General features: G+C 71.3%; 16 protein-coding genes. 5 read left to right on the forward strand and 11 right to left on the reverse strand.

The features are described from left to right. Nucleotides 1-5: 5 nt before the first annotated feature. The gene (locus ACWD5F_RS42365) at nucleotides 6-1,577 is read left to right on the forward strand and encodes an NADH-quinone oxidoreductase subunit M (protein WP_451261528.1); all 1,572 of its coding nucleotides are present in this window, start codon (nucleotides 6-8) and stop codon (nucleotides 1,575-1,577) included. Beyond that, nucleotides 1,574-3,223, forward strand: coding sequence for an NADH-quinone oxidoreductase subunit NuoN (nuoN, locus tag ACWD5F_RS42370; RefSeq protein WP_451261529.1), 1,650 nt, complete (start codon nucleotides 1,574-1,576; stop codon nucleotides 3,221-3,223). The genes ACWD5F_RS42365 and nuoN overlap by 4 nt, the downstream gene beginning before the upstream one ends. A 70-nt stretch (nucleotides 3,224-3,293) precedes the next feature. Here nuoN and ACWD5F_RS42375 read toward each other — a convergent pair whose 3' ends face one another. After that, complete coding sequence (locus ACWD5F_RS42375; RefSeq protein ID WP_451261530.1) at nucleotides 3,294-3,836, reverse strand: hypothetical protein; 543 nt, start codon at nucleotides 3,834-3,836, stop codon at nucleotides 3,294-3,296. A 244-nt stretch (nucleotides 3,837-4,080) separates the two neighbouring features. On the opposite strand from ACWD5F_RS42375, the gene recQ reads away from it, so the two are divergent. After that, nucleotides 4,081-6,123 (forward strand): DNA helicase RecQ, encoded by a 2,043-nt coding sequence (recQ, locus tag ACWD5F_RS42380; RefSeq protein WP_451261596.1) that lies wholly within the window; start codon nucleotides 4,081-4,083, stop codon nucleotides 6,121-6,123. Nucleotides 6,124-6,186: 63 nt separating this feature from the next. On the opposite strand, the gene ACWD5F_RS42385 is transcribed toward recQ, so the two are convergent. The 8 genes from ACWD5F_RS42385 to fahA form a co-directional block, all read right to left on the reverse strand. Beyond that, on the reverse strand, nucleotides 6,187-9,123 hold the full coding sequence (locus ACWD5F_RS42385; protein ID WP_451261531.1) for a fumarate reductase/succinate dehydrogenase flavoprotein subunit: 2,937 nt from the start codon (nucleotides 9,121-9,123) through the stop codon (nucleotides 6,187-6,189). Between the two features lie 56 nt (nucleotides 9,124-9,179). After that, on the reverse strand, nucleotides 9,180-10,022 hold the full coding sequence (locus ACWD5F_RS42390) for an ABC transporter ATP-binding protein (protein WP_451261532.1): 843 nt from the start codon (nucleotides 10,020-10,022) through the stop codon (nucleotides 9,180-9,182). Next, the gene (locus ACWD5F_RS42395) at nucleotides 10,006-10,893 is read right to left on the reverse strand and encodes an ABC transporter permease (protein WP_451261597.1); all 888 of its coding nucleotides are present in this window, start codon (nucleotides 10,891-10,893) and stop codon (nucleotides 10,006-10,008) included. The genes ACWD5F_RS42390 and ACWD5F_RS42395 overlap by 17 nt, the downstream gene beginning before the upstream one ends. A 17-nt stretch (nucleotides 10,894-10,910) precedes the next feature. Then, nucleotides 10,911-12,254 carry an ABC transporter substrate-binding protein gene (locus ACWD5F_RS42400; protein WP_451261533.1) on the reverse strand — a complete coding sequence of 448 codons (1,344 nt, stop codon included), beginning with the start codon at nucleotides 12,252-12,254 and terminating at the stop codon, nucleotides 10,911-10,913. Nucleotides 12,255-12,269: 15 nt separating this feature from the next. Then, nucleotides 12,270-12,497 (reverse strand): 4Fe-4S dicluster domain-containing protein, encoded by a 228-nt coding sequence (locus ACWD5F_RS42405; RefSeq protein ID WP_010986276.1) that lies wholly within the window; start codon nucleotides 12,495-12,497, stop codon nucleotides 12,270-12,272. A 71-nt stretch (nucleotides 12,498-12,568) separates the two neighbouring features. Beyond that, a complete protein-coding gene (locus tag ACWD5F_RS42410; RefSeq protein WP_401714204.1) occupies nucleotides 12,569-13,357 on the reverse strand; it encodes a GntR family transcriptional regulator in 789 nt (262 codons plus the stop codon). A 136-nt stretch (nucleotides 13,358-13,493) separates the two neighbouring features. After that, entirely contained in the window at nucleotides 13,494-14,435 is a 942-nt protein-coding gene (locus ACWD5F_RS42415; protein WP_451261598.1) for a M56 family metallopeptidase, read from the reverse strand. A gap of 235 nt (nucleotides 14,436-14,670) precedes the next feature. Continuing rightward, nucleotides 14,671-15,894 (reverse strand): fumarylacetoacetase, encoded by a 1,224-nt coding sequence (fahA, locus tag ACWD5F_RS42420; RefSeq protein WP_451261534.1) that lies wholly within the window; start codon nucleotides 15,892-15,894, stop codon nucleotides 14,671-14,673. A gap of 226 nt (nucleotides 15,895-16,120) precedes the next feature. Here fahA and ACWD5F_RS42425 point away from each other — a divergent pair, with 226 nt between their 5' ends. Together ACWD5F_RS42425 and ACWD5F_RS42430 are read left to right on the forward strand one after the other, a co-directional pair. Further along, nucleotides 16,121-17,368, forward strand: coding sequence for a carboxylate--amine ligase (locus ACWD5F_RS42425; protein WP_451261535.1), 1,248 nt, complete (start codon nucleotides 16,121-16,123; stop codon nucleotides 17,366-17,368). 88 nt (nucleotides 17,369-17,456) lie between these two features. Next, entirely contained in the window at nucleotides 17,457-18,659 is a 1,203-nt protein-coding gene (locus ACWD5F_RS42430) for an FAD-dependent oxidoreductase (protein WP_451261536.1), read from the forward strand. Nucleotides 18,660-18,719: 60 nt separating this feature from the next. Here ACWD5F_RS42430 and ACWD5F_RS42435 read toward each other — a convergent pair whose 3' ends face one another. After that, nucleotides 18,720-19,868 carry a glycoside hydrolase family 53 protein gene (locus ACWD5F_RS42435; RefSeq protein ID WP_451261537.1) on the reverse strand — a complete coding sequence of 383 codons (1,149 nt, stop codon included), beginning with the start codon at nucleotides 19,866-19,868 and terminating at the stop codon, nucleotides 18,720-18,722. Nucleotides 19,869-19,922: 54 nt separating this feature from the next. Then, the gene (locus tag ACWD5F_RS42440) at nucleotides 19,923-21,941 is read right to left on the reverse strand and encodes a beta-galactosidase (RefSeq protein WP_451261538.1); all 2,019 of its coding nucleotides are present in this window, start codon (nucleotides 21,939-21,941) and stop codon (nucleotides 19,923-19,925) included. Between the last annotated feature and the right edge of the window lie 47 nt (nucleotides 21,942-21,988).

Genomic DNA, 21,988 nt, shown 5'->3' on the forward strand with positions numbered 1-21,988 from the left:
TACCGATGTCCTTTCCCCTCCTGACAGCGACGGCGGTGCTCCCCGCGATCGGGGCGATCGCCACGGCGGCCGTGCCGGCCGCGCGGCGCACCGCCGCCAAGTGGCTCGCGCTGGTGGTGTCGCTCGCCACGCTCGCGCTCGCGATCGTCGTCCTGGTCCGCTTCGACCCGGACGGCGACCGCTACCAGCTCACCGAATCCCACGCCTGGATCAAGGACTTCGGGGTCCGCTACGAGCTGGGCGTGGACGGCATCGGGGTGGCGCTGCTCGCGCTGACCGCGCTGCTGATCCCGTTCATCATCCTCGCGGGCTGGCACGACGCCGACCCGCTGGAGACCGGCAACAAGCGGTGGCGGCCCACCCAGGGCTTCTTCGCGCTCATCCTGGCCGTCGAGGCGATGGTGATCATCTCCTTCGAGGCCACCGACGTCTTCCTCTTCTACATCTTCTTCGAAGCCATGCTGATCCCGATGTACTTCCTCATCGGCGGCTTCGGGGACCGTGCCCACGAGCACGGCGAGGAGGCCGCGTCGACGCAACGGTCGTACGCGGCAGTGAAGTTCCTGCTCTACAACCTGGTCGGCGGTCTGATCATGCTGGCCGCGGTGATCGGCCTCTACGTGGTCGCCGGGAACTTCAGCCTCCAGCAGATCGCGGAGGCCCGCGCGAACGGCTCGCTGCACATGGCGACGAGCACCGAACGCTGGCTGTTCCTCGGCTTCTTCTTCGCCTTCGCGGTGAAGGCGCCGCTGTGGCCGCTGCACACCTGGCTGCCCAACGCGATGGGGGAGGCCACCGCCCCGGTCGCCGTCCTCATCACGGCGGTCGTCGACAAGGTGGGCACCTTCGCGATGCTCCGCTACTGCCTCCAGCTGTTCCCGGAGGCCAGCAAGTGGGCGACGCCCGCGATTCTCGTCCTCGCCCTGATCAGCATCGTCTACGGCGCGCTGCTCGCGGTGGGCCAGCGGGACATCAAGCGCCTTGTGGCGTACGCGTCGATCTCGCACTTCGGCTTCATCATCCTGGGCATCTTCGCGATGACCAGCCAGGGCCAGTCGGGCGCGACGCTGTACATGGTCAACCACGGCATCTCCACCGCCGCGTTGATGCTGGTGGCCGGCTTCCTGATCTCCCGGCGCGGCTCGCGGCTCATCGCGGACTACGGGGGAGTGCAGAAGGTCGCCCCGGTGCTCGCCGGCACCTTCCTGATCGGTGGGCTCGCGACCCTGTCGCTGCCGGGCCTGGCGCCGTTCGTGAGCGAGTTCCTGGTCCTGGTCGGCGTGTTCGCGCGCTACCCGGCGATCGGCATCATCGCCACCTTCGGCATCGTCCTCGCCGCGCTCTACGTCCTCGTCCTCTACCAGCGGACGATGACCGGGCCGGTGAAGCCGGAGGTCTCCACGATGCCGGATCTACGCGCGCGTGAACTCGTGGTCGTGACGCCCCTGATCGTCCTGTTGATCTTCCTGGGCGTCTATCCCAAGCCGGTCACCGACATCGTCAACCCGGCGGTGAAGTCGACCCTGTCCGACGTACACAAGAAGGACCCCCAGCCCGAGGTGGAGGCCGCCAAGTGAGCGCAGCAGCCGTCCACAGCCTGTGGACAACCGCGGCCGACCCGATCTCCAAGATCGACGCGCCGAAGATCGAATACGGGCAACTGTCGCCCACCCTGATCATCCTCGGCGCGGCGATCGTCGGCGTGCTGGTCGAGGCCTTCGTACCGCGCAAGTCCCGTTACTACGCCCAGGTGTTCGTCTCCGCCGTCGCACTCTGCGCCGCCTTCGCGGCGGTCGTGGCGCTCGCGGCGGACGGATACGGCACCACCAAGGCGCGCATCGCGGCGATGGGCGCGATCGCCGTCGACGGACCGGCCCTGTTCCTCCAGGGCACGATCCTGCTGGTCGGCCTGGTGGGCCTGTTCACCTTCGCCGAGCGGCGCCTGGACCCGGAGGCGCACGGCAACCGCGTCGACTCGTTCGCCGCGCAGGCCGCCTCCGTACCGGGCAGCGACAGCGAGAAAGCCGCGGTCAAGGCCGGATTCACCACCACCGAGGTCTTCCCGCTGCTGCTCTTCGCGATCGCGGGCATGCTGGTCTTCCCCTCGGCGAACGACCTGCTGACCCTGTTCATCGCCCTGGAAGTGTTCTCGCTCCCGCTGTACCTGATGTGCGCGCTGGCCCGTCGCAACCGGCTCCTGTCGCAGGAAGCCGCGGTCAAGTACTTCCTGCTCGGCGCGTTCGCCTCCGCGTTCACGCTGTTCGGCATCGCGCTGCTCTACGGCTACGCGGGCTCGGTGTCGTACGCGACGATCGCCCAGGTCGTCGACGGCACGGTCACCAACGTGGACCCGGCGCTCGCCGACACCATGGGCAACGACGCGCTGCTGCTCATCGGCGCGGCGATGATCGTCATGGGCCTGCTGTTCAAGGTGGGCGCGGTGCCGTTCCACATGTGGACGCCCGACGTCTACCAGGGCGCGCCGACCCCGGTCACCGGCTTCATGGCGGCGGCCACCAAGGTCGCGGCGTTCGGCGCGCTGCTGCGCCTGCTGTACGTCGTCCTGCCGGGCCTGCGCTGGGACTGGCGGCCGGTCATGTGGGCCGTCGCGATCGTCACCATGCTGGGCGGCGCGATCGTGGCGATCACCCAGACCGACATCAAGCGGCTGCTGGCGTACTCGTCGATCGCGCACGCGGGCTTCATCCTCGCCGGTGTCATCGCGACCACGCCCGACGGCGTCTCGTCCGTCCTGTTCTACCTGGGCGCGTACTCCTTCGTGACCGTCGGCGCCTTCGCCGTGGTGACGCTGGTGCGCGACGCGGGCGGCGAGGCGACGCACCTGTCCAAGTGGGCGGGCCTGGGCCGTCGTTCGCCGCTGGTGGCGGCCGTGTTCGCGGTGTTCCTGCTCGCCTTCGCCGGCATCCCGCTGACCTCGGGCTTCTCCGGGAAGTTCGCCGTGTTCAAGGCGGCGGCGGAAGGCGGCGCGGCCCCGCTGGTCGTGGTCGGTGTGATCTCGTCCGCGATCGCCGCGTTCTTCTACATCCGCGTCATCGTGCTGATGTTCTTCAGCGAGCCGCGGCCCGACGGCCCGACGGTCGCCGTGCCGTCGCCGCTGACGATGACGACGATCGGGGTCGGCGTGGCGGTCACGCTGGTCCTCGGTGTGGCGCCGCAGTACTTCCTGGACCTGGCCAACCAGGCGGGAGTGTTCGTGCGCTGACCTGCGGTACGCGAGCGGCGGGCCCCGGTTCCCTTCGAGGGAACCGGGGCCCTTCGCGCGCAACCGGCACTCAGGTCGCCGGGCAGACGACCAGGGGGTTCCAGGGCGCGAACAGACCCTCGGAGTTGGGCTTGTAGATCCAGGCGTGGAGGGTGAAGAAGCCGGGGAGCTGGTCCTTCTGGAAGGTCTGCCCGAACAGGGTCGGCGCGTCCTGACCCGTGTCCTCCACGACCCACTCCACCGCGACCAGCTTGCGCCCGCCGGTGAAGTCGGACACGTCGGCCCACGCGTTCCTGGACCCCTCCGAGTACAGCAGGGCCGCCGGCTTCTCCGGATCGACCGAACCGATGTTCGCCTTGTTGAGGTAGTGGTAGCCCATGCCGCCCTCGACCGGGTCGGCGACGCAGTCGTCGGTGCGTACGTAGCCGCCGGCCGCGGCGGACGCCTCGTACCCGTACTTGGAGGTTGCCTGGTACGTCTTGCTCAGCTCGGTCCACACGGACGGGTCGGGATCGGGCGCGGCGTGGGCCGGGGCGGCGGTCAGCGCGAAGGCCGCGGCCGTCGCCACCGCGATGGCGGCCTTGACGGCGCCCTGCAGGGACCGAGGGGACATGGTGGGGCTCCTTGACTTGGGAGGCGTCCGCACGCACGGCGCGCCGTCCGTTCGGTGGCGTGGCGGACCTCCCCCGTCCCGCACCGGCAGCATGTCCCGGCCGCATCGGTCGCGCCATGTGACGGAGCCATTCGAATGACCACACCCCGTAACCGTCACCAGCCTGTGGATAACTCCATGGCTGTCAGTCCGGGCCCCTATCGTGGACGCAGTGGTCGAGGGACGACGTACGGGGGACGGGACGATGCGTGGGATGGGCGGGATCAGCGAGATGCCAGGGGTCACGGAGAGCGAAGCGCTCTCCACCTTGCACCGGGTCTTCGGATACGAGGCCTTCCGCGGCGAGCAGGAAGAGGTCATCGACCATGTGGTGGCCGGCGGCGACGCCGTGGTCCTCATGCCGACCGGCGGCGGCAAGTCGCTGTGCTACCAGATCCCGGCCCTGGTCAGACCCGGCACGGGCGTCGTGGTCTCGCCGCTGATCGCGCTGATGCAGGACCAGGTGGACGCGCTGCGGGCCCTCGGGGTCAACGCGGGCTTCATGAACTCCACGCAGGACTTCGACGAGCGGCGCGTGGTCGAGGCCGAGTTCCTGGCCGGCGAGCTGGACGTGCTGTACATGGCGCCGGAGCGGCTGCGCCTCGACTCCAGCCTGGACCTGCTCTCCCGCGGCAAGATCTCGGTCTTCGCGATCGACGAGGCGCACTGCGTCTCCTCGTGGGGCCACGACTTCCGCCCCGACTACCTGACCCTCTCCGTCCTGGGCGAGCGCTGGCCGGACGTCCCGCGGATCGCGCTCACGGCGACGGCCACGCACGCCACCCACCAGGAGATCACCGAGCGGCTCGGCATGCCGACGGCCCGCCACTTCGTGGCGAGCTTCGACCGGCCCAACATCCAGTACCGGATCGTCCCGAAGGCCGACCCCAAGAAGCAGCTGCTGAGCTTCCTGCGCGAGGAGCACCCGGGCGACGCGGGCATCGTCTACTGCCTCTCGCGCAACTCGGTCGAGAAGACGGCGGAGTTCCTCTCCCGCAGCGGCGTCGAGGCGGTGCCGTACCACGCCGGTCTGGACGCGGGCACCCGCGCGGCGAACCAGTCGCGCTTCCTGCGCGAAGAGGGCCTCGTGGTCGTCGCCACGATCGCCTTCGGCATGGGCATCGACAAGCCGGACGTCCGCTTCGTCGCCCACCTCGACCTGCCCAAGTCGGTCGAGGGCTACTACCAGGAGACGGGCCGCGCGGGCCGTGACGGTATGCCCTCCACGGCCTGGATGGCCTACGGCCTCAACGACGTCATACAACAGCGCAAGATGATCCAGTCCAGCGAGGGCGACGAGGCGTTCCGCCGCCGCGCCGCCGCCCACCTGGACTCGATGCTGGCCCTGTGCGAGACGGCCGCGTGCCGCCGGGGCCAACTGCTCGCCTACTTCGGCCAGGACCCCGACGCGAGCGGCTGCGGCAACTGCGACACCTGCCTCACCCCGCCGGAGACCTGGGACGGCACGGTCGCGGCCCAGAAGGTGCTGTCCACGGTGGTGCGGTTGCAGCGCGAGCGGGGGCAGAAGTTCGGCGCGGTGCAGATCGTCGACATCCTCATGGGTAAGCGCACGGCCAAGGTGATCCAGTTCGACCACGACCAGCTGTCCGTGTTCGGCATCGGCGAGGACCTCGCGGAGGCCGAGTGGCGGGGCGTCGTACGGCAGTTGCTGGCGCAGGGGCTGCTGGCGGTCGAGGGCGACTACGGCACGCTGGTACTGACCGAGGCCAGCGGAACGGTGCTGCGGCGCGAGCGGGAGGTGCCGCTGCGCAAGGAGCCGAAGAAGCCGGCGGGCGCCAAGTCGGGCTCCTCGTCCGGCAGCCGGGGCGACCGCAAGGCCAAGGCCGCCGCGGCGGAGCTGCCGGAAGCACTCCAGCCGGCCTTCGAGGCGCTACGGGCCTGGCGTGCCGAACAGGCCCGCGAACAGGGCGTCCCCGCCTACGTCATCTTCCACGACGCCACCCTCCGCGAGATCGCCACGGTCTGGCCGACGTCGGTGGCCCAGCTCGGCACGATCAGCGGGGTCGGCGAGAAGAAGCTGGCGACGTACGGGGAGGGCGTGATCGGGGTGTTGGCGGGGCTGGGGGACGCGCCGGAGGTGGCTCCTGCGGTGGCGGCGACACCGGTACCGGTGGCAGCGCCGGCATCGACGGCAGCCGCGAGAGCGACACCGGCTGCTGCTGCCGACCCCGGTGCCGATCACTGGCCCGAGATGGACATGGAGCCGGAGCCGGAGGACTGGATATAGGGGACTGGCCGGTCGGCGTCGGCTCAGTGCGGAGGGTGCCTCGCAGCAAAGCGCCCCGCACCGTCACAGCGCCCGTGACGCGTACGCCCTGACGTCCGCGTCCGTGTCCGTCGTGGCCGTGGCGAGGGCCGCTCGGGCGTCCTCGTCGGCGCCGTGCCGGGTCAGGGCCAGGACGGCGGCCTTGCGGACGTCGGCGTTCTGGTCGGCGAGGGCCTTGGCCAGGGCGGGGACGGCCACGTCGGGGTCGGCGGCGGACAGGGCGGTCGCGGCGCCGGACCTGACCTGCCAGGCGTGGGCGGACAGGGCGGCGACGGCGTGGGCGGCGAGGGGAGCCGGGCAGCCGGTCGTGCCGAGTGCGCCGTAGGCGGCGCCCTGGACCAAGGGGTCGGGGTCGGCGGCGAGTTGGGCGAGGGCGGTCAGGACGACGTCGGTTTCGGGGTCGGCGTCCATGGGAGTGTCCGGGACTTCCTGCGTGCCCGGGACCTTCTGCGTGCCAGAGAACTCGTGCGTGCCAGGGATCTCGTGCGAGCCATGCCCCCCCGCCCGCCGCGTCGCCGTCACCGTCGCCAACGCCTTCGCGATCGTCACGCGGACCTCGCGGGACGGGTCGTCGGTGGCGGGGGCCAGTTCGGGGGCGGCGTCGACCGAGACCAGGGCGCGTACGGCCTCGATGCGGACGGGGATTTCGGTGTCGGAGAGGGAGGCGGAGAAGAGCGCGGCGTCGCCGAGGCGCAGGGCGCGCAGGACGTCGAGGGAGGCGGCGCGGACGACCGGGTCGAACTCGGCCAGGGCGGCGACCAGGCCGTCGCGGAGGGCGGGTTCGGGCGGGAGTGTCTCGACGAGTTCGCGCAGGGAGGCGGCGGCCGCGGCCCGTACCTCCGGGGCGGTGTCGCGGAGGGACGCGGCGAGGGCGGGGCCCGTGCCCGGTGGGACCGTCTCGGTGAGGACGGCGACGGCCTCGCGGCGGACGGCGGCGGCCGGGTCGGTCAAGTAGGGCCGCAGGGAATCGAGTTCGGGCTGTTCGTCGGCGAGGGCGACCAGTTCGAGGAGGCGTCGGGAGGACTCCTCGGGGTGGGGCTCGGGGGAGTGCGGGGCGGAGGCGCGGTTCGGGTCCGCACCCTCTGTACCCCCCGCGCCTTCCATGCCTCCCGTGCCGGTCGCGACCGGGGCCATGTCTCGGGAGCCGGCGGTGGCGACGTCCTCGGCGTGGACCTCGCCGAGGTGACGGGAGGGACCGCCGACGGGCGTGAACTCGTCGATGGGGACCAGGTAGGGAGCCACGGGACGGGCCGTGAACTCCATCGCACCAGAGGGGGACTTGTGCAGATCGAGGTGGTGGAACCAGGACGCGTCGTCGCGATGAGGGTGGTCGAGACGGTCGTGGTAGAGGCCCCAGCGGGACTCCGTGCGGGCCAGGGAGGCGCGCGCGGCCATCTCGGCGCAGTCGCGGATGAAGGAGACCTCGGCACAGCGCATCAGTTCGTGCGGGGTGCGCGCGCCCATCTCCGCGATGTCGGCGTGCATGCGCTCGAACGCCTCGAGGGCCAGGGAGAGTCGGGCGCCGGACTTGGGCGGGGCCACGTAGTCGTTCACGAAGCGGCGCAGTTTGTACTCGACCTGGGTCTGCGGCGGGCCGTCCGGGTTGCCCAGCGGGCGGTAGATCAGCTCGTGCGCCGCGCGGAGCTGGTCGGCCGGCAACTCCCCTTCGTACGCCGAGTACTGGGACGCGTCCGCGCCCGCGAGGTCGCCGAAGACGAACGCGCCGATCATGTAGTTGTGCGGCACGCAGGCCAGGTCGCCGGCGGCGTACAGGCGGGGGATCGTCGTGCGGGCGTGGTCGTCGACGCGGACGCCGGAGGCGGAGTGGCCGCCGCACAGGCCGATCTCGGAGATGTGCATCTCGACGTCGTGGGTGCGGTAGTCGTGACCCCGGCCGGAGTGGAAAGTCCCCCGGGTCGGGCGCTCGGTGGAGTGCAGGATCGACTCCAGGGCGGAGATCGACTCCTCCGGGAGGTGGCTCAGCTTCAGGTACACGGGCCCGCGGTCCGACGCCACCTCCGCCGCGAACTCGGCCATCATCTGGCCGGACCAGTAGTCGGAGTCGACGAAGCGTTCGCCGTGCCGGTTGACCTGGTAGCCGCCGAAGGGGTTGGCGACGTAGGCGCAGGCGGGGCCGTTGTAGTCCTTGATCAGCGGGTTGATCTGGAAGCACTCGATGCCGGTGAGCTCGGCGCCCGCGTGGTACGCCATCGCGTAGCCGTCGCCCGCGTTGGTCGGGTTCTCGTAGGTGCCGTAGAGGTAGCCGGAGGCGGGCAGGCCGAGCCGGCCGCAGGCGCCGGTGGCCAGGATCACCGCGCCCGCGCGGACGGTGACGAAGGCGCCGGTGCGCGTGTTGAAGCCGACCGCCCCCACGGCCCGCCCCTCGACGGTCAGCACCCGTACCGGCATCACCCGGTTCTCGATCCGGATCCGCTCCCGCATCTCGCGCCGCCGCAACTGCCGGTACAGGACCTTCTTGACGTCCTTGCCCTCCGGCATCGGCAGCACGTACGAGCCCGAGCGGTGCACCTGGCGGACCGCGTACTCGCCGTGCTCGTCCTTCTCGAACTTCACGCCGTACGACTCCAGTCGCTGCACCATGCCGAAGCCGCGGGTGGCGGTCTGGCGGACGGTGGACTGGTCGACGATGCCGTCGTTGGCGCGGGTGATCTCGGCGACGTAGTCGTCGGGCTCGGCGCGGCCGGGGATGACCGCGTTGTTGACGCCGTCCATGCCCATGGCGAGGGCGCCGGAGTGCCGGACGTGGGCCTTCTCCAGCAGGATCACGTCGGCGCCGTGCTCGGCGGCGGTCAGCGCGGCCATCGTGCCGGCGGTGCCGCCGCCGATGACGAGGACGTCGCAGGTCAGTTCCTCGGCGTCGGCGAGCGCGGGGATCTCCAGGGGAGTGGTCGCGCGAGTCGCCGGGGGCGTGTTCACAGGAGTCACCGGGGGAGTGGTCACGGGGGTCACCGGAGGGCCTTTCAGGTACCGGGTCAGGCACCGAATCAGGAACCGAGTCAGGTACCGAGCGAGGTGAGGACTTCGCGCCTCAGCGCGGTGCGCGCCGGGTCGTCGTGCGCCGTACGGTCGCGCGGGCGCGGCACTTCGCGTACGGCGGTCAGCCGGCCGGCGCCGAGGAGGGCCACGCGGTCGCCGAGGAAGAGCGCCTCGTCCACGTCGTGGGTGACGAAGACGACGGTCGCGCCCGTGCCGCCCAACACCTCCACCAGCAGGTCCTGCATGCCGGCCCGGGTCTGGGCGTCGAGGGCGCCGAAGGGTTCGTCCATGAGGACGGCCCGCGGCGAGCCCGCGAGGGCACGGGCGAGTTGGGCGCGCTGGCGCTGCCCGCCCGAGACGCGGTGCGGCAACTGCCGGGCGAGCGGGGCGAGTCCGACGCGGTCGAGCCAGGAGTCGGCCTGGGTACGGCGTTCGGCGCGCGGCAACCCCTTGATGGCGAGGGGGAGTTCGACGTTGGCGCGCAGCGAGCGCCAGGGCAGGAGGGCGTCCTCCTGGAAGATCAGGGCGCGGTCGGCGGCGGGGCCCGTCAACGGACGTCCGTCCTGGGTGACTTCACCGGCGAGCGGCGACAACAGCCCGGCGAACGTGCGCAACAGGGTCGACTTGCCGCAACCGGAGGCGCCGACGACGGTCAGGATCTCGCCGGGAGAGACGGCGAGGTCCACGCCGTCGAGCACGGGCGCGCCCGGTCGCCCGAGGGCGGCTTGGCGCAGGGCGAGCGCGGCGCCGGTACGGGGGGATGCCGGGCGAGTGCCGGAGGAGTCGGCTGGGCGGCCACTCGATGAACCGGCTGGACGGCCGCCGGAAGGGCCGGCCGTGCGGACCTCAGACGAGCTGGTCATGGGACACGTCCTCCTTGCTCCCGCTACTCCTGTTGCTCCTGGGGGCGACCGGCACGAGGGAGGTGGTGGCGGCACCGCGCGCCCTGCGCGACGGCCGTCCGACGGCCACGTACGACGTCCGCGGCAACCACCGCGTCAGCCGCCGCCCCAGCAGTTCGACCGCCGTGGACGTGAGCCAGCCGAGGATGCCGATCGTGACCATGCCGACGAAGACGCCCGGGTAGTTGACGATCGTGTAGTCCTGCCAGGTGCGGTAACCGACGCCGTACTGGCCGGAGATCATCTCGGCGGAGATCACGCAGATCCACGAGACGCCGATGCCGACCGACAGGCCGCCGAAGATGCCGGGCAGCGCGCCCGGCAGGACGACCGAGCCGAGCACGCGCCACCGGCCGCCGCCCATGGTGCGAACCGCCTCCTCCCACACGGGAGTCAGGGCACGGACGGCGTGCCGGGTGGAGACCAGGACCGGGAAGAAGGCGGCGGTGCAGGTGATGAAGACGATGCCCTGTTCGTTGGAGGGGAAGAGGAGGATCGCGACGGGGACGAGGGCGATGGCCGGGATCGGGCGCAGGACTTCGAGGACCGGACCGAGCAGGTCCTCGGCGAGCCGCGAGCGCGCCACGAGCACGCCGGTGGCCACGCCCAGGACGGCGGCGAGCAGGAAGCCGGTGAGGATACGGGTGAGGCTGTCGGTGAGGTCCGTCCAGTAGTCAGGGCCGGAGACCCGGTCGGCGAAGGCGTGGGCCACGTCGGCGACCGTGGGGAACTGCGAGAAGCGCAGCCACAGATCGACGTCCAGGCTGGTCAGCAGCTGCCAGATGCCGAGGGCGGCGGCCAGCGAGCCGAGCCGCAGCGCGTACCGGCCCACCTGTTTCGGACGCCCGGTCACGAGGCTTGCTCCAGAGCATCGGCGTACGTGATGACACGGGCGCCTCCGTGCCCGGCGATGTACGCCTGCGCGGTCGCCGGTGCCACGAACGGCAGCAACTCCTCGCCATCAGCCACCCACACCGCCTTGTCGGCGAACCAGAGGGTGCCGGTGGTGGCGTCGGGGACGTAAGCGGCGCGGATGCCGTTCTGGTGCTTGCCCACGTAACTCAACAACTCGGCAGGGGACTTGAAGGAAAGCGTCTTCTCCGAACCCTTCGGCCACACTTCGCTCGCGGCGGCAGCCGGCTTCGCGGTGAGTTGCGTGGCGTAGTCCGCGCCGAGGGCCTTCTTGACGTACTGGTCGTCGACGAAGGAGTCCACGTCCACGTCGCCGGTCAGCTTCGCGGCCTTGAGGACGGAGACGTCTTTCTTCAGGGCGGCGACGAGTTGGGGCTTGACGGCCGGGTCGAAGGTGGCGATGCCGTGGGCGCCGTTGTAGAGGTAGACGACCTCGGCGGGCAGTTCGGTGGCCTTGGCGACCTTCTCGGCGGCGGCGACAGGATGCGCGTTCAGGTAGTCCGTCGCCTCGGACTGGGCCTTGAGGAAGGCCTCCAGGACGGCGGGGCGTTGCTTGGCGAAGTCCTGGCGGGCGGTGACGCCGTGGAAGGTGGGGAGGTTCAGCTGAGCGCCGTCGTACAGGGCCTTCGCCTTGCCCTGGTAGGTGAGCAGGCCGGGCCAGGCGACGAACTGGGAGAGCGCGTCCACGCTGCCGGCGGCGAGGGCCGAAGCGCCCACCGCGGGCTGCTGGTTGAGCTTCTCGATGCCCTTGTCGGGGTCGATACCGGCCTCTTGGAGGGCGCGTACGAGGGTGCCGTCGGCGGCCGAGCCGATGCTCGTGGAGACCTTCTTGCCCTTCAGGTCCGTGAGGGAGGTGAGCGTGGAGTCGGGTGCGGTGACGACGGTGTTGAGGCCGCCGCGGAGGTTGTAGCCGGTGACGGAGACCAGGCGGGTCGGCTTGCCGAGCTGCTTGCCGCGGGCCGCGTTGATGAGCAGCGGGAAGTCGCCCATCGAGCCGATGTCGATCTTCCCGGCGGTCATCTGGGCGGTGATGGGGGCGCCGGTGGCGTAGTCCTGCCAGTCGACCTTGTAGGTGTGGCCGTCGTGGAGGGCGTCGAGGTCCCTCTCGAAGTAGCCGAGGGAGCGCAGGAGGGTGCCCGCGGTGACCGTGTTGATGGTCTTGGACTGGTAGCCGACGGTGATCGTCACCGTGGAGCCGCTACCGGCCTCCGCGCTGCCGCCGCAGCCGGAGAGCGGGAGCAGCAGGGCGGCCGTGGCCAGGGCAACTGCCGTGCGTTTCATAGGGGTTCGGGCCTCTCACCGGAGCAGATAGGGCATGTTGACCGTCACGGCTCCGGTGGGACAGCGGGCCGCACACGGGCCGCAGTACCAGCACTCGTCGACGTGCATGTAGGCCTTGCCGTTGCTCTCGTCGATGGCGAGGGAGTCCAACGGGCACATGTCGACGCAGAGGGTGCAGCCGTCGATGCACTTCGACTCGTCGATGGTCACGGGCACGTCGGCCCGCTGGGGCGCCAAGGGCATGGCTGTCTCCAGGAAGGTCCAGCAAGTCTGGGAGTGGGGTGGGGAAAAGGGTCGGAGTCAGAGAGGCGCTGTCACAGCGAGCGGTGCAGGAGGCCGCTCATCGTGATGCGGTCGCCGCGGAAGCGGATGAACTCCAGGTCGACCGGGCGGCCGTCGTCGAGATACGTGAGGCGTTCCAGCATCAGGACGGCCGCGCCGCGCGGGGCCTCGAGTACGGCGGCGGAGTGGGTGTCCGCGTTCACCGCCTCCAGGGTGATCTCGGCGTGCCCGAGGGAGTGGCCGGTGATGGCTTCCAGGAGGCGGAAGACGTCGGTGTTCTCCAGGTCCGCGCCGAGCAGGGCGGTGCCGATGTCGAGTGGGATGTAGGTGAGATCGAGCGAGAGGGGGAGGCCGTCCAGGCGGCGCAGTCGTTCGATGTAGAGGACGTCCGAGCCGGGCGGGACGTGCAGGCGTTCGGCGACCGGGGCGGGTGCGGAGGCGGGGCCCATCGTGCGGACCTCGTTGGTGACCCGGCCGTGTTCGCGCAGGGTCTCCGCGAGGCCCATCAGCCGGTCCAGGCCGTGCGGGAACTTCTCGGCGACCACCACGGTGCCGACACCGGGGAGTCGTTCCACCAGCCCCTCGGCCCTGAGCAGGTCCAGGGCCTCGCGGACCGTGTTGCGGGTGGCGCGGTAGTCGGCGGCGAGGGTCGTCTCGTGCGGGAGTGTGCCGTCCGGGAATCCGCCGGCCAGCAGCTGGTGGCGGAGCAGATCGGCGAGCTGCCGTGCCTGGTCGGCGCGCAGCCGACGCCGCGCGCGGTGGGCGGCGACGGTGGTCGCACCCTGCCCTGCGTGGTCTCGGACGCGGTCGCTGGATGGCATGTTTCGAACCATAGCGAGCCGGTAGGGAATGGAGTGTTGCGGGAGTGTTGCGCCACCGGGGGCTCCGCCGGTGGGGCGGTTGAGCTGGGGAAACGGCGGCTGTCGGGCTACATCTGCCACTGGAGGCAGAGGACGGTCAGCTCAACGCCGTCAACCCGGGAGCGAACGTGATCAGCAAGGGGAGCAGCGGCACCAGCGTCGCCACCGTCGCGGTCAGAGCCCGGTGACGGCGCCCGAGGCGAGCCGGCGGCTGCAGCAGCCGGTCCACCCGTTCACCCAGCAGCCGGTGACTGGAGGCGCAGGAGAGGACACCCCGGTGCTGGTTCAGCTCGATCAGGGCCAGCGCGGTGGTGAGGTGACCGCAGCGACGGGACGCCGTGTCGTCCGCGGCCAGTTCCACCAGCCGGTGCGTCTGGTCGCAGAAGTGGGCGAAGAGCGGCACCCGGGGAAAGCCCGTCGCGAGCGCCGTCGACAGATGCAGCAGCCAGTCGTGGTGAGCGCGGGCGTGATCGCGCTCGTGGGTGAGGACCGATTCCAGCTGGGGGTCGGTGAGGCGGTGCAGGGCGCCGGTGGTGACCACCAGCTGGGGCGGGTGACCCGGCATCCACCAGGCGTCCGGGTACTCGTCCTCCAGCACCAGGAGCGGCCCGCGGGCCGCCTCCTCCAGGCCGCCGGGCAGTTCGGGCGCGCGTTCGCGCAACTGGGCCCTGGCCTGGCCGCGGTGCCGGCGCGCCTCGACCAGCTCGCGGGCGAGCATCGCCGTCGTCCAGGCCGCGCCGCAGGCCAGCAGCAGGGTCAGGGCGGCGGCCCAGACCGGCGCGGCGGACAGGTCGTAGGCCGCGGTCACGGCGGGCGGCGCCGGTGCGAAGACGTGGTCGCGGACGGTGTGGAAGACGGCGGCCGCGCCCAGCACGAGCGCCGTCAGACAGCACAGCAGGACGGTCGCCACCAGGCACTGCCACACCCACAGCGCGACCACCGGTTCCCGGTCGGGCCACCCGGCCCGCACCAGGGCGCGCGGCACCGGCACGGCGGCCGTGAGGGCGACGACGCTCAGCAGGAGCAGGCAGACGGTCATGCCATCGGTCATGCCATGGGCTCCGGATCCTGGTCGGAGGAAGGAGAGGTGCGGTACGGGGCGAAGGGCTCGGCGCGTGGTCCGCCCGCGGCCGCTCCGCCCGCCGCCAGTATGCCGGTGCCGGAGCCGGACGTCAGGACATGAGAAAGACCCACTACGCCCCGTAGAACCGCCGTCACACCCGACTCGCCTTCACCCCGGGACGCACCCGCCCCCCGTCCCCCCGGCCCTCCCCCTACTCCGCCCCCGCCACGATCCGCCCGGTCACCTCGCCCAAGCCCACCCGGACCCCGCCCGGTCCCGGTGCCCATGCCGAGAGCGTGACGACGTCCCCGTCCTCCAGGAACGTCCGCTTGCCGTCGGGGAGTTCCAGGGGTTCGGTCCCGTTCCAGGTCAGCTCAAGCAGGGACCCGCGCTGCGACCGCTCGGGCCCGCTCACCGTGCCGGAGCCGTAGAAGTCCCCGGTGCGCAGGGAGGCGCCGTTGACGGTCATGTGGGTCAACTGCTGGGCGGCCGTCCAGTACATGGTGGAGAAGGGCGGCTCGGAGACGACATGGCCGTTGATCGCGACGGAGATCCGGATGTCGTAGCCGCCCGGGTCGACCCCCGAGGCGCCGTCGTCGAGATACGGCAGCAACGCGTGCGTGCGCTCCGGCGGCGCCACCGCGGCCTCCTCCAGGGCGTCCAGCGGGGTGATCCACGCCGACACCGAGGTGGCGAAGGACTTGCCGAGGAACGGGCCGAGGGGGACGTACTCCCAGGCCTGGAGGTCGCGTGCGGACCAGTCGTTGAGCAGGCAGAGCCCGAAGACGTGGTCCCGGAAGTCGCCGAGCGCCACCGACCCGCCCATCGGCGAGGGCGCGCCGACCACGAAACCGACCTCCGCCTCGATGTCCAGGCGGACGGAGGGGCCGAAGACGGGTGCCGGGTCGGTGGGCGCCTTGCGCTGCCCCGAGGGTCGTACGACATCCGTGCCCGAGACCACCACCGTGCCCGACCGGCCGTGGTAACCGATGGGCAGGTGCTTCCAGTTGGGGGTCAGCGGGTCGGGGGCGTCCGGGCGGAAGATCTGTCCGACGTTCCGCGCGTGGTTCTCGGACGCGTAGAAGTCGACGTAGTCCGCGACCTCGAAGGGGAGGTGGAGCGTGACCGACGACAGCGGGTACAGGAAGGGCGCGATCGTCTCCTGGTGCGCCGGGACCGTCACCCAGCCCGTCAGCGCGCGCCGGACGTCCGACCAGGCCGTGGGGCCGGCCGCGAGCAGCGGGTTCAGCGAGGGGTGGGCGAGCAGGGCCGCGTACGGCGAAGCGAGCGCCCGCGCCGCCGCGCCCGCGTCGAGGACGTGGTCGCCGAGCCGGACTCCCACCGTCCGCCCGTCGGATCCCGCGCGCGAGAAGACGCCGTACGGAAGGTTGTGGACACCGAAAGGGTCGCCCTCGGGGACGTTGAAGGGGGGCATGGGGTGCTGCCTCACTCTCACCATGTGTCGCGTTCTGACATGCGGCCGTGCCACACGTTACGGCCGAGTTGCCTGTCCTGACAGTGTCTAAAGAGTTTGCAATGTCCGAATTGGCCTTGTCGGACGCCCCAATTCCGGCTTAGCGTCCTTTGGGGGACACGGACGGGGTGGGTCCGGTCCGTAGGGGGGACGCGTGGGGGGACCCGTGGCCAAAAGTGCTGCCAGTTTGCGTTTTGAGGCCGATCGTGAAGTGCCTGGCCTGATCGTGAAGTTCGGCGACTATCCGCTGCACCACGGCGGCGTGGGCGCGATACGCAGCCTCGGCCGCCTCGGCGTGCCGATGTACGCGATCACGGAGGACGCGTACACACCCGCCGCCGCGAGCCGCTATCTCAAGAAGGCCTTCGTCTGGCCGACCACCGGCACGGAGGACCCCGATCACCTGGTGGAGGGCCTGCTGCGGATCGGACGCCGCATCGGCCGCCCCACCGTGCTGATTCCGACGGACGAGGAGGCCGCCGTCCTGATCGCCGAGCACCAGGACGAACTCGTCGGCCACTTCCTCTTCCCGCGCGTGGAGCCCGCCCTGCCCCGCCAACTGGCCAGCAAGCAGGGCCTGCACGAACTGTGCGTGGAGCACGGCATCCCGAGCCCGACGGCCGCGTTCCCGCAGTCGTACGAGGAGATCGTGGACTTCGCCGAGAAGGCCACCTTCCCGGTGGTGGCCAAGAACCGCGAGGCGTTCCTGCGGCGCAAGCGGCCCGCGGTGAACGGCACGACGAGGATCGCCACCCGCGAGGGCCTGCTCACGCTCGCCCGCGACTGGGGCGAGCACCCCGGCGTGATCCTCCAGGAGTACCTCCCGCGGGAGGAGGCCGAGGACTGGATCGTGCACGCCTATTTCGACCAGGACGCGACCCCGCGCGCGATGTTCACAGGAGTGAAGGTCCGCTCCTGGCCGCCGCACGCCGGAATGACCGCGAACGCGTATGTCGTCGACAATCCGGAACTCGCTGATCTCGCCGCACGTTTCATCAAACAGATCGGCTTCACCGGCATCATCGACCTCGACCTGCGCTTCGACCGACGCGACGGACAGTACAAACTGCTCGACTTCAACCCCCGCATGGGCGCCCAGTTCCGGCTCTTCGAGAGCGAGTCGGGAGTGGACGTCGTCCGCGCCATGCACCTGGATCTGACCGGCCGCTCCGTCCCGGAGGGGGAACAGCGCGCCGGCCACCGGTACATCGTGGAGAACATCGACCTGCCCGCCCTGCTCGCCTACCGCCGCAGCGGCTATACGACGCCGCACGCACCGGCGCGCGCGAGCGGGACGGAGCTGGCCTGGCTCGCGGGTGACGACCCGCTGCCGTTCCTCACGATGCTCACCCGCTTCGTGCGACCTGGCGCGAAGCACCTGTATCAGCTGTGGCGCACCAACCGCCGCGGCAGCACGACCGGTTCGGGCGGCTAGCCGGCGCCTGGCCCGTATCCGGCCAGGAGTACCGGCCGCCCGAGCCGGCCACGAAGTGACGAAGAAAGACGTCCTGGGGAGGGACTTCGTGTTGCAACCGGTAGCTGTCATCGGCGCCGGGCCGTTCGGCCTGTCGACCGCCGCCCATCTGCGAGCCCGCGGTATTCCGGTGCGCGTCTTCGGCGACCCCATGGTCAGCTGGCGCGACCACATGCCCGTCGGCATGCTGCTGAAGTCGACCCCGGTCGCCTCCAACTTCGATGCCCCGCAGCCCGGGCACGACCTCGTCGACTACTGCGACGCGGCGGGCATACCCCGCCTGGTCACCGACGAGGACATCATCCCGGTCGAGACCTTCATCGCCTACGGCGAGTGGTTCCGGCAGAAGCTGGTGCCCGAGTTGGAGCAGGTGCGGGTGGTCTCCGTCGACCGGCGGGACGGCGGCGGCTTCGACCTGAAGCTGGACTCCGGCGAGTCGTTCACCGCCCGCGCGGTCGTCGTGGCCACCGGTCTGTCCGGCCTCGAGCAACTGCCCCCGGAGCTCGCGGCCGCCGCGCCGGACGGACCGACCCCCGTGGGCCCGGTCTCGCACAGCTCCCAGCAGCACGACCTCACGCGCTACGCCGGCAAGGAACTCATCGTCGTCGGCGCGGGCCAGTCCGCGCTGGAGACGGCGGCGCTGGCGGCCGAGGCGGGCGCGCAGGTGCGGGTGGTCTCCCGCGGCCGCGGCCGGGTCGCCTTCGGGGCGCCGCCCTGGCAGCAGCCGAAACTGCGCCCCGAGTCGCCGTTCGGCCGCGCCTGGTCCCTCTGGGCGCTCAGCTACTACCCGCAGCCCTACCGCCACCTCCCGGCCCAGACCCGCCACTACCTCGTCCGGCGCGTCCTCGGCCCGCTCGGCGCCTGGTGGCTGCGCGACCGCTTCGAGGGCAAGGTCCAGGTCAGCGAGGTGGAGCGGATAGTCGGCGCCGACGCGACCGACGGCAGCCCCACTCTCACGGTCCGCACCCACGCCGGCGGCAGCGAGCGGCTCACCGCGGACCATGTCATCGCGGCCACCGGATACCGCGTCGACATCGCGGCCATGGACTTCCTCGGCCACGAACTGCGCACCCACCTCGCGGTGAGCCGCGGCGCGCCGAAGCTGGGCGCGGGATACGTCTCGTCGATCCCGGGCCTGTACTTCACGGGCCTGCCGGCCGCGTCCTCGTACGGCCCGGTGATGCGGTTCGTGTGCGGCACGGAGTTCGCGTCACCGCGACTGGCGAAGCATCTGGCGGCGGCGCACGGGTAGTCGAGGGTCCGGCCGGGTGAGGACGGTCCGACACGTCCGCTCACCCGGCCGGCGATCCCACTACGAATCTCCCCGGTACCGGCCCAGGGTCCGCAGTCCCGGCAGCGCCCTGTCCTGGAAGTCGAACAGCGCAAGGTTCTCCCACGCGTTGCCGGACGTCGGGTCGGTCGGGTCCCAGCCGTCGCCGGCCCGGTAGGTCCAGACGCCTTCCCAGTAGCAGTAGCCCAGCCCCTTTCCGCCGGGCACGCCCGCCATCAGGTCGGCCACCGTGCGCAGCCAGGCCGCCTGTCCCGCAGGCGTCGCCGGATACCCCTCCGTGAGCTGTGACGGGTCGTACAGGATGTCGTTCGTCGCGTCCTCGCTCTCCAGCGTGAACGGGTACGCGGTCTCCGCGATCACCACCGGTTTGCCGTAACGGGCCGCCAGATCCGCCAGGTTGGCCGCCGCTGCCGCCGGGGTGCCGTGCCAGAACGGGTAGTAGGACTGGGCGATGACGTCGAAGTCCACCCCGTCGGCCACCACGTTGTCGAACCACCAGCGCGACGTGCCGTTGTCGCCGCCCGAGGCGATGTGGAGCAGCGTGCGGACGCGGGGCGTGGTGTCGCGGGCCGCGCTGAGGCCGGCCTTGAGGAACGTCGTCAGGTTGCCCCAACCCCCGGCGTCGTCACCCCAGTTCTTGCCGGTGGGCCAGAGCAGGCCGCCGTTGATCTCGTTGCCGATCTGCACGAGGTCGGCCGTGGTGCCCTGGCGGCGCAGGGCGCCCAGTACGTCGGCGGTGTGGTCGTAGACGGCCCTGGTCAGTCCGGCCACATCGAGGTCCGCCCAGGCGGCCGGCTTGGACTGGTGCGCCGGGTCCGCCCAGGTGTCGGAGTAGTGGAAGTCGACCCAGATGCCGATGCCCGCCCGGCGCAACCGCCTGGCCAGCGGCAGGATCCGCTTCTTGTTGTTGTAGCCGTCGGCCGGGTTCACCCAGACCTTGAGGCGGGCGTGCGTGACACCGGCGTCCGCCAGGATGCGGATCGGATCGTCCCGGCGGCCGTCCGCCCGGCGGTACACGGCCCCGAACGCCTCGTCCTTGGGGAGGGAGGAGATGTCCATCCCCCGGACCTCCAGCCGGCGCCGGTCCGTGGCGACCGCCGGTGCCGCCGTCACCACCGGGATCGACAGTGCCGCCGCACCCGCCGCCGCCAGCACACTGCGTCTGCGCATCACGAAGCTTCCTTTCACCAAGTAACCGAAGAAACAAGCGAGTTGAGCAGAGGATCAGCGCGGGTCCCGGAACACCTCCACCCCGCCCGCGGGCACCGCCGCCCGGCTTCCGTCCGGCAGCACCACCTTCACCTCGCCACCGGTGTGGTTCACGTAGAACCGGAACGTCCCCGACTCGCCCTCCCGGACGACGAGTTCGACATCGCGAGGCAAGTCACCGGGGGCGATCCCGGCGTCCGCGAGGGCGAGATCGACCACGGCCGCCAGGTCGGCGCCGGTCAGCCGCGTCGCCAGGTACCACGCCGCCCCCGACCCCACCGCGTGCCGTGTCAGCGCCGCCCCGCCCGCCGTACGCCCGTCGGCGAAGACCGCGACGACCTCGCAGCCGTCGCCCGGCACCACCACCTCGGACCACAGATCGGCCTCGTACGACTCGGGTCCGCCGCCGCCCCCGACCCGCCGCACGCCCACCGTCTCGCCGGGCAGCAACGGATCGAACTCCTCGACCGTCAGCCCGAGCACATCCCGCAACGCCCCCGGATACGCCCCGGGATGCAGCGTGTCGTTCTCGTCGACGATCCCCGAGAAGAACGACACCAACAGCGTGCCGCCCCGCGCCACATACCGCTCCATATCGGCCCCCACCCCGGCCGGCGCCGCATACAACTGCGGTACCACCAGCAGTGGATACCGTGCAGGGTCCAGGTCCCCCAACCCCGTCGGCGGCAGGAAGTCCACCGTCAAGTGCCGGTCGTACAGGGCCTCGTAGAAGGAATCCAGCCGCTCCCGCGCGTCCAGGTCCTGGCTCGGCCGCCACTCCAGGCTCTGCGCCCACCAGGAGTCCCACGACCACACCATCGCCACGTCACCCCGCGTCCGCGTGCCGTGCAGGCCGGCCAGGCCCAAGTCCGCGACACGGCGGCCGAGTTCGGTCACCTCGCGCCAGCCCCGGTTGTCCGTCCCCGAGTGCGCCAGCATCGCGGTGTGGAACTTCTCCGCGCCCGACCGCGACTGCCGCCACTGGAAGAACATCGCGCCCTCGGAACCCCGGGCCACGTGCCCGAGTGAGTTGCGCGCCATCTCGCCGGGGCGCTTCGCGGGGTTGTACGGCTGCCAGTTGACCCCGGACGTGGCGTGTTCCAGCAGCAGCCACGGGCCGCCGCCGGCCACCGAGCGCGTCAAGTCCGCCGCCAGCGCCAGGTTCACGTGCGTGCGGCGGCCGTCGGTCATCAGGTAGTGGTCGTTGGTGACGAGGTCGACCTCCTTCGCCCAGGCCCAGTAGTCGACGGTCTGGCCCTGGCTGGGCGCGACCATGAAGTTGGTGGTGACGGGGACGCCGGGGGAGAGGCGGTGCAGGATGTCCCGCTCGGCGACGAAGTTGGCGCGGGCCTGGGCGTCGGCGAAGCGCCGGTAGTCCAGTTGCTGGGTCGGGTTGCACACGGACGGGGTCGCGCGGGGCGGGGTGATCTCCTCCCAGTCGCCGTACTGCTGGCCCCAGAAGGCCGTGCCCCAGGCCTCGTTGAGGGCGTCGAGCGTGTCGTGCCGGTCCCGCAGCCAGACCCGGAAGGCGGCCGCGCAGGTGTCGCAGTAGCAGGCGAGGACGGGTGCGCCGTACTCGTTGTGGACGTGCCACAGCACCACCGCCGGGTGGCTGCCGTAGCGCTCGGCCAGCGCCCGAGTGATCGTGGCCGCCGCCGCCCGGTACTCCGGATTCGAGTGGCAGATCGCGCCGCGCGAGCCGAAGGACAGGCGGACGCCCTCGCGGGTCACGGGGAGGGCGTCGGGGTGTGCCCGGTAGAACCACGCCGGCGGTACGACGGTGGGCGTGCCGAGGTTCACCGAGATGCCGGCCGCGTGCAGCAGGCCGATGACCGTGTCGAGCCACTCCCAGTCGTACGCGCCGGGGCGGGGCTCCATGCGGGCCCAGGAGAAGACGCCGAGGGAGACCGTCGTGACCCCGGCCTCGCGCATCAGCCGTACGTCCTCCGCCCACACCTCCGGTGGCCACTGCTCGGGGTTGTAGTCACCCCCGAAAGCGAGCGGCGGGCGGTCGTGCGGGGCGGGGGACGGCATGAAGTTCACTCCTGTTTCTGTGATCGTGCACATAGCCAATCGAGGGT

The organism is Streptomyces sp. NPDC002499 (genome assembly GCF_053595415.1).